Source organism: Kitasatospora cinereorecta (assembly GCF_024172095.1).
GTDB classification, from domain to species: domain Bacteria; phylum Actinomycetota; class Actinomycetes; order Streptomycetales; family Streptomycetaceae; genus Kitasatospora; species Kitasatospora cinereorecta.
The window spans coordinates 337,818-351,738 of record NZ_JAMZDX010000001.1 but is presented as its reverse complement, the minus strand read 5'-3'; the positions used below and the strand labels follow the sequence as shown (position 1 = coordinate 351,738).

At 74.2% G+C, this 13,921-nt stretch carries 13 protein-coding genes, 1 tRNA gene and 1 pseudogene; 4 read left to right on the top strand and 11 right to left on the bottom strand.

Features of this window, described 5'->3' with window-relative positions:
• Positions 1-79: 79 nt before the first annotated feature.
• Together FHR36_RS01695 and FHR36_RS01690 are read left to right on the top strand one after the other, a co-directional pair.
• Entirely contained in the window at positions 80-1,432 is a 1,353-nt protein-coding gene (locus FHR36_RS01695) for a VWA domain-containing protein (RefSeq protein WP_253794648.1), read from the top strand.
• Between the two features lie 2 nt (positions 1,433-1,434).
• Complete coding sequence (locus tag FHR36_RS01690) at positions 1,435-2,397, top strand: peptidase (protein WP_253793096.1); 963 nt, start codon at positions 1,435-1,437, stop codon at positions 2,395-2,397.
• 47 nt (positions 2,398-2,444) lie between these two features.
• On the opposite strand, the gene FHR36_RS01685 is transcribed toward FHR36_RS01690, so the two are convergent.
• Together FHR36_RS01685 and FHR36_RS01680 are read right to left on the bottom strand one after the other, a co-directional pair.
• Positions 2,445-2,870, bottom strand: a complete 426-nt coding sequence (locus tag FHR36_RS01685; protein WP_253793093.1) for an SRPBCC family protein — start codon at positions 2,868-2,870, stop codon at positions 2,445-2,447.
• Positions 2,871-2,993: 123 nt separating this feature from the next.
• Positions 2,994-5,270, bottom strand: a complete 2,277-nt coding sequence (locus FHR36_RS01680) for a terpene synthase family protein (protein WP_253793089.1) — start codon at positions 5,268-5,270, stop codon at positions 2,994-2,996.
• A gap of 137 nt (positions 5,271-5,407) precedes the next feature.
• Between FHR36_RS01680 and FHR36_RS01675 the strand changes: the two genes are divergently transcribed.
• Positions 5,408-5,731, top strand: coding sequence for a hypothetical protein (locus FHR36_RS01675; protein ID WP_253793086.1), 324 nt, complete (start codon positions 5,408-5,410; stop codon positions 5,729-5,731).
• Between the two features lie 28 nt (positions 5,732-5,759).
• Here the strand turns inward: FHR36_RS01675 and FHR36_RS01670 are convergent, their stop codons facing one another.
• The 9 genes and pseudogenes from FHR36_RS01670 to FHR36_RS01630 all read right to left on the bottom strand — a co-directional run bounded on the left by FHR36_RS01670 (position 5,760) and on the right by FHR36_RS01630 (position 13,253).
• A complete protein-coding gene (locus FHR36_RS01670; RefSeq protein WP_253793083.1) occupies positions 5,760-6,530 on the bottom strand; it encodes a hypothetical protein in 771 nt (256 codons plus the stop codon).
• 139 nt (positions 6,531-6,669) lie between these two features.
• Positions 6,670-6,743 (bottom strand) — tRNA-Ala (locus FHR36_RS01665).
• A gap of 99 nt (positions 6,744-6,842) precedes the next feature.
• Complete coding sequence (gene sepX, locus FHR36_RS39125; RefSeq protein ID WP_301329678.1) at positions 6,843-7,997, bottom strand: divisome protein SepX/GlpR; 1,155 nt, start codon at positions 7,995-7,997, stop codon at positions 6,843-6,845.
• A 162-nt stretch (positions 7,998-8,159) separates the two neighbouring features.
• On the bottom strand, positions 8,160-8,774 hold the full coding sequence (locus FHR36_RS01655; protein ID WP_253794647.1) for a GNAT family N-acetyltransferase: 615 nt from the start codon (positions 8,772-8,774) through the stop codon (positions 8,160-8,162).
• The gene (locus FHR36_RS01650) at positions 8,771-9,331 is read right to left on the bottom strand and encodes a MogA/MoaB family molybdenum cofactor biosynthesis protein (RefSeq protein ID WP_253793081.1); all 561 of its coding nucleotides are present in this window, start codon (positions 9,329-9,331) and stop codon (positions 8,771-8,773) included. Before FHR36_RS01650 ends, FHR36_RS01655 begins: the two co-directional genes overlap by 4 nt.
• Before the next feature lie 80 nt (positions 9,332-9,411).
• Positions 9,412-9,837 (bottom strand): annotated as a pseudogene (gene moaC / locus FHR36_RS01645) (cyclic pyranopterin monophosphate synthase MoaC); the annotation flags it as partial.
• 115 nt (positions 9,838-9,952) lie between these two features.
• Positions 9,953-11,269, bottom strand: coding sequence for a molybdotransferase-like divisome protein Glp (gene glp, locus FHR36_RS01640; RefSeq protein WP_253793079.1), 1,317 nt, complete (start codon positions 11,267-11,269; stop codon positions 9,953-9,955).
• Between the two features lie 26 nt (positions 11,270-11,295).
• Positions 11,296-12,216 (bottom strand): UTP--glucose-1-phosphate uridylyltransferase GalU, encoded by a 921-nt coding sequence (gene galU, locus FHR36_RS01635; RefSeq protein ID WP_253793077.1) that lies wholly within the window; start codon positions 12,214-12,216, stop codon positions 11,296-11,298.
• A 53-nt stretch (positions 12,217-12,269) separates the two neighbouring features.
• Positions 12,270-13,253: a GGDEF domain-containing protein gene (locus tag FHR36_RS01630; RefSeq protein WP_253793074.1), complete on the bottom strand. Its 984-nt coding sequence runs from the start codon at positions 13,251-13,253 to the stop codon at positions 12,270-12,272.
• Between the two features lie 60 nt (positions 13,254-13,313).
• Here FHR36_RS01630 and FHR36_RS01625 point away from each other — a divergent pair, with 60 nt between their 5' ends.
• Positions 13,314-13,901, top strand: coding sequence for a 5-formyltetrahydrofolate cyclo-ligase (locus tag FHR36_RS01625; protein ID WP_253793072.1), 588 nt, complete (start codon positions 13,314-13,316; stop codon positions 13,899-13,901).
• Positions 13,902-13,921 lie beyond the last annotated feature (20 nt).

Below are 13,921 nucleotides of genomic sequence, written 5' to 3'. Positions count from 1 at the left end.
TCCGTTTCCCAGCAGGGTAGTTCGCACCGCCCGCCCGCATTGGGCTTCCCCAACTGATGATTCATAGGATGCGGCCGTGATCACGACGAAACGACGACGGCCGGCCCGCGCGGCCGGCCTGCTGGGAGCCCTGGCGATCACCGCCGGTGCGCTGCTCAGCGGCCTCCCGGCGCACGCCGACGAACCGGGTGCCCCCGCGGCCCCCACCGAAGCCCCCAAGGTCGACCTGGTGCTCGACGTCAGCGGCTCGATGCGGGCCACCGACATCGAGGGCAAGAGCCGGATCTCGGTCGCCCAGCAGTCCCTGAACGACGTCATCGACGCCCTCCCGGCGGAGACCGACTTCGGCATACGGACGCTCGGCGCAACCTACCCCGGCAACGACAAGAACGAGGGCTGCAAGGACACCAAGCAGCTCTTCCCGGTGGGCAAGACCGACAAGGTCGAGGCCAAGACCGCGGTCGCCACCCTGCGCCCCACCGGCTGGACCCCGATCGGCCTCGCCCTGCGCGGCGCCGCCCAGGACCTCGGCACCGGCCCGACCACCCGCCGGATCGTGCTGATCACCGACGGCGAGGACTCCTGCGCCCCGCCGGACCCGTGCGACGTCGCCCGCGAACTCGCCGCCCAGGGCATCCACCTGGTCGTCGACACGCTCGGCCTGGCGCACGACGACAAGACCCGCCAGCAGCTGCTGTGCATCGCCAACGCCACCGGCGGCACCTTCACCGACGTGCGCACCCAGGCGCAGCTCACCCAGAAGGTCAAGCAGCTGGTCGGCCGGGCCGGCGACACCCACAGCGTGACCCCGGCCAAGGCGGCCGGCACCGACAAGTGCGAGACCGCGCCGCTGCTCGCCCCCGGCGTCTACAGCGACCGGGAGAAGTTCTCCGAGCACCGGGTCTACCGGGTGCCGGTCAAGCCGGGCCAGGAGCTGCGCGCCTCCGTCTCGGTCACCCCGGACCGCGCGGTCGCCCGTGACTACGGCGTGCTGCTGCAGGCCACCGACCTGCACGGGCAGGAGCTGGTCCGCGGCACCGACGCGGGCAGCGGCCGCACCGACGTGGCCTCCACCGGCGTCCGCTGGTCCGCCCCGGACTCCGACGGCGCTTCGACCTCCGCCTCGGCCTCGGCGTCGGGCGCCTCGGGCAAGTCCGGTGCCTCGGGTGCCTCCGGTGCGTCCGGTGCCTCGACGGTCTGCCTGGTGGTCAGCAACTCCTTCGCCGGCCAGGCCGGTGTCCAGGCCGACCCCGGCCTGCCGCTGGAGCTGACCGTGGACGTCACCGCCGCCTCCCCCGCGCCGGACGGTCCGGCGATGGGCCTCGGCCACGGCTGGATCCTGCTGCTGGTCCTCACCCTCGCCGGTCTGCTGGCCGGCCTGGTCTTCGGCTGGCTGGCACGCTGGCGGATCGCCGTCTGGCAGGAGAACTGACGATGCGTACGACTCTCAAGGCCGGTCTGCTCGCCCTCGGGCTGACCGCACTCGCCGCGCCGGTGGCCGGCGCCGCCTCGCCCTCCGCGGCCGCTCCCTCGGCGTCCGCGTCGGCTTCGGCGTCCGCGTCGGCTTCGGGCAAGGGCCCCAAGCCCGCGCTGACCAACGCCGGGACCAGCTTCCTGACCGCGATCACCCTCGCGCCCGGCCAGGACGCGGACGTGCCCGCCTCCACCGGTGACTACCTCTACTGGGCGTTCGCCGCCTCCGAGGGCCAGACCGACACCGTGCAGGTGAACGTCGACCTGGCGGCGTCCGCGGACCGGCACGGCCCGCAGACCTGGACGGTGGAACTGTTCGACGGCCTGCGCCGCCGCCAGTCCTGCACCGCCGGGCAGCAGAACGGCACCGCCGAGCAGAGCGCCGGCTCGGTGGCGATGAGCTGCACCCTGCGGCAGATCCGCTCCTGGGCCGAGCCCTGGTCCGGCGACCCGCTGCCCGGCACGTACTACATCCGACTCTCCGTCAACGACGCGTCCCAGCAGGACCTCGGCCTCGCCGCCCAGGTCAAGGTGCACATCGGCGCCAAGGGCGGGGCCGACGACGCCCAGCCCGAGGGCGGCGAGCTGAAGGCCCCGCTCGTCCCGCCGGTCAACCCCGGCAGCACGACGGCGCCCGCGGCCCCGGCCGCGCCGTCCGCCTCCGCCTCGGCCGCACCCTCGGCCGGCGCCTCGCACGCGGCCGCCCCCGTGGAGCCCGAGTCCCACTGGTACTCGGACCTCTTCTCCGGCTGGAACACCCGCTGGTGGTGGACCGCCGCCGGTGGCGCCCTGGCCGCCCTCGCGGGCGTCGCGGGCTACACCCTCACCCGGCACCCGCGCGGGCGCCGCCCGTCCGGCGGCCCCGTCCCGCGCCAGGCGCAGGGACCGCAGTCGCAGCCGCAGCACGACCAGTACCGCAACTAGTGCCGCCACCGGCCGGGCCGGGGGTCATCCCCCCGCGCCCGGCCGGGTCAGCCGTTGCCCTCGCAGAACCGCTTCAGCCCCGCCGCCTCCTGGTCCACGTACCGCCGCGTCAGCCGGCCGTACAGCAGCCCCAGCAGCGGCGCGAGGAAACCCTCCTGGCGGATGCCCAGCACCACCCGCGTCCCCCCGCTCCCGCTCGGCTCCAACCGGTGCGACCCGGTCGTGGTGAATCCCGCGTTCTCGTTGCGCCACTCGAAGCTCCGTCCGGGCTCCAGCTCGCTGACCTTCCACACCGCCGCCGTCAGCCGGGGCTGCTCCACCCGCGCCTCGCTGTCCACCGCCAGCGGCCCCTCGTCCAGCCGCCGCACGGCCGTCATCGAGTCGGTCCACCGCGGCCACCCGGCCACGTCCGTCAGCACCTCCCACACCCGCTCCGGCGCCGCCGCGATCTCCACCGCCACCTCGTACCGCAACCCCGGCCTCCCAGCCTCGACCCGCCCTCCGTCCCCGCACCATACGACCGGATCGGCCCCACTGCGTGCCGCGGCCCACCGCCCGCATCGGGTGCGGGGGTGGGCCGGTCCGGGCATCGGGTCTCAGGGGCGGGCGGCGCCGTCCGCGAGGTCGGCGAGGATGCGGGCGGCGGAGGTGCCGAGCCCCGCCGGGCCGCCCAGCACGAAGGCCGGCGCGGGCGCTGTTTGCGGCACTTGCTGCGCGGGCACCGGTACGGCCGCCGAAGCCGTCCGCGGGGCGAAGTGGCGGCGGAGCTGCTCCTCGCCGTAGCGGCCGGTGCCCTGGTGCCAGGCGAGCACGCCCGCCATCCAGTCCTCCAGCTCGCGGACGTACCGGTCGAGCGCGTCCGACGCCTCCTGGTCGAGCCCGGAGTCGTCCTTCAGCAGCGGCAGTTCCCCGGCCACCACGTGCTGGAACTGGCTCAGCCGGGAGTTCATCAGGTCGGCGACGATGCCCAGCGCCGCCGGGTACTCGCAGGCGAAGAAGTTCTGCACCACCCGCACCGCGTTGTGGAACTCCCCCTCGTACTCGATCTCCTTCTGGTACGAGAACACGTCGTTCACCAGGCCGGCGTAGTCGGCGGCCGCGTGCTCCAGCGTCTCGACCGTCCCGCTGCCCAGGACCTCGGCGGGGACGGTGTCCGCGTGCCCGAGCCGGACCAGTCCCATGGTGAGGTCGGCGCCGAAGGTGGCGCGCCGCATCTCGATGTAGTCGACCGGGTCGGGGATCCGGTGCTGTGCCCGGTTGGCCAGTTCCCACAGCCAGCTGTCGAGCATCAGGTCGACCGAGGACCGGAACGTCCGCCGCGCCTCGGCGCCCATCGTGACAGCGGTCCGGGTCCAGAGCTCGGCGAGGCCGCGTTCCAGCGCGCCGGCCGGTTCGGCCGTCGCCGCGCCCTGGAGCGGCATCAAGGCCGAGAGCCGCTCGTTGGCGAGCTTCGCGCCGAACAGGTCGCGGGTCGGCCCGAACACCGCCGGGTAGTAGTCGTCGGCGTAGGTGCCCCAGGCCAGCCAGGCGGCGCTGAGGTCGAGTTCCTCGGGAGTGGCGTCGGGGTCGATGCTGGCGGAGCAGAGCGCGAAGTCGAACTCGACCAGCATCTCCTCGGTCCACAGGTCCGAGGCCGGGACGCCCGGCTGCGGCTCCAGCAGGCCGATCCGGGCGCACCACTCGACCAGGCGGCGCCGGGCGCCGTCCAGGTGCGGGTTGACCGAGCCACCGAAGGGCAGCTCGAACTCGGGCACGCGGGACGGCCCGACCCGCCGGTGCGGTACGTGGGTGAGGCTGCGCAGCCCGCCGATGCCGGCCGTCAGCCGCAGGTCGGCGGCCGAGGTGCCGAGCCCCGTGGGGGCCGGCAGCGGCGCGGCGGCCCCGCCGCCGTTCATGTAGCGGCTGGAGCGCCGGTGCCACTCGTGGCCGCCCGACTGCCAGTCCTGCAGCCCCTTGACGTACGCCAGGACCCGCCCGCGCTCCTCCGCCCCGAGGCCGAACTCGACGAACAGCCGCGGGATTTCGGTGAGCACGGTGTTCTCGAACTGCTGCAGCCGCGAGGTCAGCAGGTCGTTGACCGATTCGGCGGCCTGCTGCGTGGAGCAGTCGAGGAAGGTCTCCAGGACCAGCACCCCGTTGCTCAACTCGCCTTCCTCGCCGATCTCCCGCTCGTACGAGAAGAGGTCGTTGCGCAGGTGGACCGCGTCCGAGAAGGCGTCCCGCAGCACCCGCAGCGGCCGCTCGTGCGCCACCGACACGGGCACCTCCGCCTGCGCCGCGTACTCGACCAGCCCGGCCGACCAGGGCGCGCCGCCGACCTTGCGCCGCATCTCGATGTACTCAACCGGGTTGGCGATCCGGCCCTCGTTGATGTTGGAGAGCTCCCAGAGCGACTCGTTGAGCAGGTTCCGGGTCGACTCGGCGAACCGTGCCCGCCAGTCCCCCGACATGTGCGGGACGGTACGCCGCCACAGGTCCGCCAGCCCCGCCTCCACCGGGTTGGTCGGCTCCGGGAAGCCGTCCGCGAGCTCCATCGGCATGAACGCCGGCAACCGGTCCAGGTACGCCTTGCCGCCCTCCCGGTCCAGCGTGCGCTTGAACATCTCCAGGAAGTGGTCGTCGAAGAAGAACACCCACGTGTACCAGTCGGTCACCAGCGACAGCGCCTGCGCGTCGCAGTCCGGGTGGGTGTACGAGCAGAGCAGCGCGTAGTCGTGCGAATCGAGGTCGCTCTCCTCCCAGACTCCCGAGCCCTCCAGCATCCCCAGCCCGCGGGCCCACTCCTTGGTGTGGACGCGCGCCTGCTCGTAGTGGGAATTGAGCCTGGCCGGGTACGGCACGTAGAAATCCGGCAGTTCGAACGGCTGAGCCACTGAACCCGCCCCTTCGTCGGCAGTTCGGTGCGACACCTGACGCCCCGAGCCTGCCTCCTCCCCACCCCCCGGCACATCGCCCCCACGCCCGCAATCACCCCTTCGAGCGATCCAGGAGCGAATGGGAGACTGGCGCCATGGGATTCACCGACGAGGTCTGGCGGCTGTTGCGCGGCGACGAACTGCTCGGCGAAATCGCCGTCGACCAGGCCGACTTCCCCTGGCTGAACGGCCGGTTCCACCCCACGCCGGCCTTCGCCGGGGTGCGGCCGCTGTTCGACCGGACCCGCGAACTCGCCGACGCGGAGCAGTGGGAGGAGTTCGACCTCGCCTACGACCTGATCGCGGACACCCTCACGCTGGCCGCACCGGCCGGGCCGGTGGCCGAGTTCCTGCTGCACATCGACGGCGACCGGGCCTCGTTCCGCTGGAGCGACGAACCCTTCGACGACCTGCCCTGAGCTGCTGCCCCGAGCTGCCCCGGGCCGGTCAGACCGGGACGCGCTTGATCACCGTGTCGACGAGCGGGCTCAGCTTCCCCACCAGCGTGTTGAAGTCGGTGCTGTGCCCGTCGGACCACTGCGCCATGCCCACGATCATCGCCGACCCGGAGAAGGCGTACGACTGCACCCGCCCGCTGTCCGCCGGCAGCAGGCGCAGTTCGGAGTCCTTCGGCGGCGCCTGGACCGCGGCCTGGAAGTCGGTGGGATCCTCCGCCAGCCGGTTCACCAGGGTGAAGGCGTCCATCGGGTCCTTCATGGTGAACAGCACCAGGGTGTACTGGTTGTTGTCGGCGTCCTTGTAGAGCGCCCGGTCGACGCCGAGGCAGCCCTTGCTCTGGGTGATCAGCCCCGCCAGCGTCGGGCCCACGGTGTCCGACCCCGTGCACGTCGCATTGGTCGCACTCACCACCAGCGTGTACCCCTGCACCTGGTTCGGGAACACCGAAACCGGCACCGCCGCCGTCGCCGACGCGGAAGCCGAGGCGGAGGCCGAAGCGGAACCCGTGGCCGACGGGGAGGCCGAGGCCGACGCGGGCGCAGTGGTGGGCTTCGCCCCGTGCGACGGCCGGAACGCGTACCCCAGCGCCCCGATCGCCACCACCGCGGCGACCGCCACCGGCACCAGCCACGAACGGGAGCGCCGCTGCTTGGGCGGCTGCGAGCGCTCCGCCGCACTCGGCTCGTGCACGGCGTTGTTCTTCTCGTACTCCCGGACGAACTCTTCCCACAGCGCGTCACTGGACTCATGTTCGGCCACGCCGAAACCCTAGTGATCACCTCCCACCTTGGGAAGGCTCGCCCGGGCCCCGCCGGCGGTCGGCGGCTGACAGGCCGTCTGGACGTGGGCCGGAAAGCAGAAATCCCGTCCGGGTGAACCGGACGGGATTTCCGTTGGGTGGAGCTGAGGGGATTCGAACCCCTGACCCCCTCGATGCGAACGAGGTGCGCTACCGGACTGCGCCACAGCCCCAACGAGAAGAAACTCTATCACCTCTGCGGACCAGGTCGTGACCACATTCGGAGGCGGGTCGCCCCGCCGCGGGCGGGTGGCTCGGGCGGGGCGGGAGGGTCATTCGTTGGCGGCTCTGGGGCGGGTCGCGTAGTCGTCGACGACCGGCGGCGGGGCCGGGTCGGCGTACTGGTCGAAGAGCGGGGTGGTGCGGGCGGGCTCGGCGGCCTGGCGGCCGGAGTCCCAGGTGCCGGGCGAGCCGAGGTCGAGGCCGCGGGTGATCCGCGGGGCGACGGGTGCCGTGACGTAGGTGGGGAGCGGGACGGGGACCGGCTCCCAGGAGTCGGGGCCGGCGGCGGCACGCTCGCGCATGCCGTCCACCCACTCCTCGTGCTCGGTGGCGTCGGCGACCGCGGCGGCGGGCGACTCGGGCCGGCCGGCGGGCTCGCCGGCGAGGCGCAGCCGCGGGCGGGCGGCGGGCTCGTCCGGGGTGTCGGCGGCGGGGGCGGTCTCGGCCAGGCGCTCGCGTTCGCGGGCCCGGAGCCGTTCGGCGGCCTGGGCGGCGCGGACCCGGTCGAGCTTCACCTCGTACCGCTGGCGCTCCAGGCGGCGGAGGTGGCCGATGTAGAGGGTGAGGAGGACGGCGGGGACGGCCGGGACCCAGATGAAGGCGAATCCGGCGACGGCCGCGACGACGGCGCCGAGCGCGAACGCGCCGAACAGCAGGGTGACCATCCGCCGCCGGCGTGCGAGCAGCCGGGCCCGCCGCTCGGCGGACTGCCGGCCTTCGGCCGAGCGGTGGTCGCCGTGGTGGTGCACGCCGCTGTGGTGCTCACCGTGGTGGTGGTCGCCGTGGCGGTCCGCCCGGTGGTGGCCGGCGGGCCGGTGCTCCACCGCGGGCCGGTCGCCGACCGGGTGCTCGACGCGGTCGGGGCCCGAGGGCTGCGCGGGGTCGGCGAGGACGCCCTCGACCCGCAGGTCCGGGGCGTCGCCGATCGCACCGTCGACCACGGCCGCGGCCGTGCCGCCGGAGCCGGGGGCGCCGTCGTCGGCGACGTCCGGGTCGGTGGTGGAGTGGACTCCGGTCTGGCCGTCCAGGGACCGGGCCGCGCGCCGCTCCAGCGCCGAGCGACCGGCCAGCAGGCGGATCGCGGTACTGAAGCGTTCCGTCGGACGCGACTCGTTGAGCTCGTCCTGCCTGCGGAGCCACATCGGCACCAGATAGGCAGCCCAGGCCCCTACGATGACCGCGTAGATAAGGCCGCTACTGCTCACGTTTCACACGGTACGGGCGCAGGGGAAGGCCTGGCAGCAATTTGGCGCGGCGTGTCGTGCGATCAAGCTGATTCTCCGACTATTTTGCCGGTATTTGTGACGGCTCGACCCGACCCCGATGCCAGATCGATATCTATTTCGAACAGATATTCAATTATGGGGTCAGCGGCGGCTTCTGAGGGAGCGCCAGCGCTCCAGCATCCCTTCCGGGACCTCCTCGACGGTGAGGGCGTAGACCAGGTGGTCCCGCCAGTCCCCGTCGATGTGGAGATAGCGGGGGCGCATTCCTTCCTCGCGGAAGCCCAGTTTCTCCACCACCCGGCGGCTCGGCCGGTTCTCGGGCCGGATGCAGACCTCGATCCGGTGCAGTCCGAGGTCGGTGAAGCAGTGCTCGACGGCGAGGGCGACGGCGGTCGGCATGATGCCTCGGCCGGCCGCCTCCTCGTCGATCCAATAGCCGACGTTGGCGGAGCACATCGAGCCCCAGGTGATCCCGCCGACGGTGAGCTGCCCGACCAGGCGGCCCCGGTGGAGCACCACGAAGGGCAGCATCCGGCCCGCGCCGGCCTCGCCGCGCAGGTAGCGGACCATCTGCCGGTAGGTGGGCCGGCTGGTGGGCACGCGCCCGGCCGGGGTGGGCGGGACGGTGGCCTCCCAGCGGCGCAGCCAGTCCCGGTTGCGGCGGCTGACCTCCTGCCAGGCGCGCTGGTCGCGGACCCGGATCGGGCGCAGGGTGACGTCCCCCTCGTGCAGCTCGACCGGCCAGCCGGCGTTCAGTGCGGGCTCCCCTCGCCAGGGCGTACGTGCCCGCCCGGCGCCGGGTCGGAGCCGGGCTCCGCAGCGGGCTGCGGGTCCGTGGCCGGCCGCGGGTGGTCGCCGCCGCCGAGCTGGTCGACCGCGTGGGCCAGCAGCGGTTCCAGGACGGCGAGGCCGTCCCTGACCCCGCCGGTGGATCCGGGCAGGTTGACGATCAGGGTACGTCCGGCCAGGCCGGCGAGGCCGCGCGACAGGGCGGAGGTGGGGACCTTCTCGCGTCCGTACGCCCGGATGGCCTCGGCGATGCCGGGGACCTGGCGGTCGATGACGCGGGCGGTCATCTCGGGGGTGAGGTCCATCGGGGAGATGCCGGTGCCGCCGGTGGTGAGGACGACGTCGTAGCCGGCGGCCACCGCCTCGCGCAGCGCCGCCTCGACCGGTTCGCCGTCCGGGACGACCCGGGGGCCGTCGGCGGTGAAGCCCATCGCGCGCAGTCCGGCGACCAGCAGCGGGCCGCCCTTGTCCTCGTAGACCCCGGCGGAGGCCCGGTTGGAGACGGTGACGGCGAGCGCCCTCACGCGGCACCGCCCGGCTCGGCAGTCCCCGGCTCGGAACCGCCCGGCTCAGCACCGCCCGACTCAGCACCGCCCGGCTCGGCGGCGCGCGCCCAGTCGCCGCTCTTGCCGCCGGTCTTGGTGAGCACCCGGACGTCCTCGATGCTCGCCGCCTTGTCGACGGCCTTGACCATGTCGATCACGGTGAGCCCGGCGACGGCGACCGCCGTCAGGGCCTCCATCTCGACGCCGGTGCGGTCGGCGGTCCGGACCGTGGCGGTGATCTCCACGGCGTCGTCGGCGACGGCGAGGTCGACCTTGACCCCGGAAATGGCGATCGGGTGGCAGAGCGGGATCAGGTCGGGGGTCTTCTTGGCGCCCATGATCCCGGCGATCCGGGCCACCGCGAGGGCGTCGCCCTTGGGCACGCCCTCGCCGCGCAGCAGTTCGACGACGCGCGGGGCGACCCGCACCCGCCCGGCGGCGACGGCCGTCCGCACGGTGGTGGCCTTCTCGGAGACGTCGACCATGCGGGCGGCGCCGGTGTCGTCGACGTGGGTCAGGCGGTCGCCGGGTGGTGTGTCGGTCACGGTTGCTCCATGCAGCGCAGGTCGAATACCGCGCTACCGTACAGCCCCGCCCGCCTCAGTCCGTGAGAAGGACCACATCGAGGACGGTGCCCGCGTCGACGGACTCGGTGGACTCGGGAACGGTGATCAGGCAGTTGGCCCGGGCCAGTGCGCCGACCAGGTGGGAGCCCTCGCCGCCGACCGGGGTGACCGAGCCGTCGGCGTACCGTCCGCGCAGGAACTGCCGCCGCCCGGCGGGCGAGCGCAGCGCGGCGGTGCACTCGGCGCGCACCACCGGCCGGTGGATGTCCGGTGCGCCGAGCATGGTGCGGATGACCGGGCGGACGAACAGCTCGAAGGAGATGTACGCGCTGACCGGGTTGCCCGGCAGTGCCAGCAGCGGGACGCCCGCGCCGTCGCCGGAGCCGCCGATCCGGCCGAAGCCCTGCGGCTTGCCGGGCTGCATCCGCAGCCGGCGGAAGTCGACGCCGCCGTAGGACTCGAAGACCTCCTTGACCACGTCGTACGCGCCGACGCTGACGCCGCCGCTGGTGACGATCAGGTCGGCGCGGCCGAGCTGGTCCTCCAGGACGGCGCGCAGGGTGGCCGCGTCGTCGGGGACGCCGCCGACCCGGTAGGCGATGGCGCCGGCGTCGCGGGCGGCGGCGGTGAGGGTGAAGGAGTTGGAGTCGGAGATCCGGCCGGGGCCGACCGGCTCGCCGGGCTGGACCAGTTCGCTGCCGGTGGAGAGCACCACCACCCGCGGGCGGGGGCGGACCCGGACGGTGCCGCGGCCGATGGCGGCGAGCAGGCCGAGCTGGGTGGGGCCGAGCACGGTGCCGGCGGTGAGCACCCGGTCGCCGGCGGCGAGGTCGCTGCCGCGGCGGCGGATGTGCGCGCCCTCGGCGACCGGGCGCAGCACCCGGACCTCCTCGTCGGCGACGGCCGCGCCCATCGAGTCGGCGGCGCGGCCGGTGCCGGTGCCGCCGTCGGTCCACTCGACCGGGGCGACGGCCTCGGCGCCGGGCGGGACGGGGGCGCCGGTCATGATCCGGGCGGCCTGCCCGGGGCCGACCTTGGGGAGTTCGCCGGCCCCGGCGGCGATGTCGCCGACCACGGCGAGGACGGACGGGTACGCGCCGGTGGCGCCGGCGGTGTCCGCGGTGCGCAGCGCGTAGCCGTCCATCGAGCTGTTGTCGAAGGGCGGCAGGTCGACTCCGGCGACCACGTCCTCGTCGAGCCGACAGCCCTGGGCGTCGAGCAGTGGCAGCTCGATCGCGGGCAGCGGCGCGACGGTGGCGAGGACGTCGGCGAGGTGCTCGTCGACGGTCCACATGCGGGGCGATGCCGGGGCCGGGGTGCCCTCGCAGCAGCTGTCGGTGTGCCCGGTCATCGCCTCACGCTCGCCTTCTCGGTGGTTCAGCCCTGCATCTCGGTGGCGACGAAGCGGCGCAGCCAGTCCCGGAATTCCGGGCCGAGGTCGTCGCGCTCGCACGCCAGTCGGACGATAGCGCGAAGGTAGTCGCCGCGGTCGCCGGTGTCGTAGCGGCGGCCCTTGAAGAGCACTCCGTGGACGGGACCGCCGGCGTTCTCCTCGCGGGTGGCGAGCTCGCGCAGGGCGTCGGTGAGCTGGATCTCGCCGCCGCGGCCGGGGGCGGTGTCGCGCAGCACGTCGAAGACGGCGGGGTCGAGGATGTACCGGCCGATCACCGCGTAGTTGGACGGCGCCTCGGCGGTGTCCGGCTTCTCGACCAGGTCGGTGATCCGGAAGACGTCCTCGCCGAGGCCGTTGGGCTTCACCGCGGCGCAGCCGTACAGGTGGATCTGGGCGGGGTCGACCTCCATCAGCGCGACGACCGAGCCGCCGAGCTCCTGCTGGACCTCGATCATGCGGGAGAGCAGCGGGTCGCGCGGGTCGATCAGGTCGTCGCCGAGCAGGACGGCGAAGGGCTGGCCGGCGACGTGCTGCTCGGCGACCGAGACGGCGTGGCCGAGGCCCTTGGGGTCGCCCTGGCGGACGTAGTGCATGTTGGCGAGCTGGACCGACTCCTGGACGCGGCGCAGGCGGTCGTGGTCACCCTTGCGGGTGAGCAGCTCCTCCAGCTCGTAGGCCCGGTCGAAGTGGTCCTCGAGCGCACGCTTGTTGCGGCCGGTCACCATCAGTATGTCGGACAGGCCGGCGGCGGCGGCCTCCTCGACGACGTACTGGATGGCGGGCTTGTCGACGACCGGCAGCATCTCCTTGGGGGTCGCCTTGGTCGCCGGGAGGAAGCGGGTTCCCAGGCCGGCGGCCGGGACGACGGCCTTGGTGACAGGGGTGCGTGCGTGCGTCTTCGTCATGCGTTGACCTTACTAAGACGTGGTTCCGCCCGGCTGAGAGCGGAGTGAAGCGGTCATGAAACCCCGTCTCGCGCGGCCGCCCCCGCAGCCGCATGAGTCGTGCCGGGCGAGGTGAGAGGGGCCTCATCGGCACAAGCGGACACCTTACCCGGCGTCGCGTCGCCGGATTTCCCGCCGGGAGCCCGCTCCGGCGCCGGGCGGTCGAACTCCGGCGCCGGGCGCTCGCCGCCGCTGCCGGTGCCGGTGACCAGGGCGGTGCCGGTGTCCGGGGCGGTGCCGGTGACCGGGGCGGTGCCCTGGGCCGCCGCGGCGGCGCCCGGGCGGGTGGCGCCGCGCCAGCAGTCGCCGCCGGCGGCGCGGGCGTCGGCCAGGGCCTGGTCGGCGGCGCGCAGTAGCGGGGCGGCGTGCCCGCCGTCGCGGGGCAGCACGGCGATGCCGACGGCGGCGGTGAGGCCGTTGCGCCCGGCCGGGCGCTGCTCGGCGGGGGCGGCGGGCGAGAAGTCGAGCAGGCGGTGGCGGCGGACGGACCAGCAGAGCCGTTCGGCGACGTGGATCGCGCCCTCGACGCCGGTGTCCGGCAGCAGCACCAGGAACTCCTCGCCGCCGTACCGGCCGAAGGTGTCCGAGCGGCGGATCTCCACGCTGAGGCGCTGGGCGAGGTCGCGGAGCATGGCGCCGGCCCGGGCCCGGCCGTGCTCGGCGACCACCGGCTCGAAGCCGTCGATCCGGAGCATCAGCAGGGCGAGCGGGCGGGGTTCGGCGGCGGCCGCCTCGGCGCGGCGGCTGCGCTCGATCTCGCGGTCGAGGGTGATCTGGAGGTGGCGGTAGTTCCAGACGCCGGTGAGCGGGTCGCAGGAGGCGGTGCGGCGGAGCTCGTCCCGCTCGCCCTCGAGGTCGCCGAGCCGCTGCCGTAGTTCGGCCTCGCGTGCCGCGGCGGCCGCGGTGGACCGGCGCAGGCGCAGCCCGGACCAGCCGGCGGCGGCCAGCGCGGGTGCGCTCAGCCCGGCCAGCGCCTGGAGCAGGAGCGAGGTGGACATGGGGCGGCCTCTGCGTGTCAGGCTCGTGTCACCGTTGTCGACGCGAGCTGGGGAGATCCTTTGAGTGCCAATCCTTTGCCCAACGACAAGACCGCGCTGAGGTCACGGTTGCTGGCGGAGCGTCGCTCGCTCGACCCGGCGGCTCGCGCGGCGGCGGCGGCCGCCCTGGCGGGGCCCGCGGCGGCGCTGGCGGATCCGGGTTCGGTGGTGGCGGCGTACGTGTCGGTCGGCGGGGAGCCGGGGACCGGGCCGCTGCTGGACGCGCTGCTCGGGCGCGGGGTGCGGGTGCTGCTGCCGGTGCTGCTGCCCGACAACGACCTCGACTGGGCCGCCTACACCGGCCGGGCGGCGCTCGCCCCGGCGGCCCGCGGGCTGCTGGAGCCGACCGGGCCGCGGCTGGGCCCCGAGGCGGTCTGCGGGGCGGGGCTGGTGCTGCTGCCGGGCCTGGCGGTGGACCGCCGGGGCATCCGGCTGGGCCGCGGCGGCGGCAGCTACGACCGGGTGCTGGCCCGGTTGGCCCGGGCGGGAGCCCGCCCGCTGCTGGCCACCCTGCTGTACGAGCACGAACTCCTCGACGCCGTTCCGGCCGAGGAGCACGACCTGCCGGTCGACGCGGTGGTCACCCCCGCGGGGGTGCTGCGCCTGTGAGCGGCCGGCAGGCCGTGCCG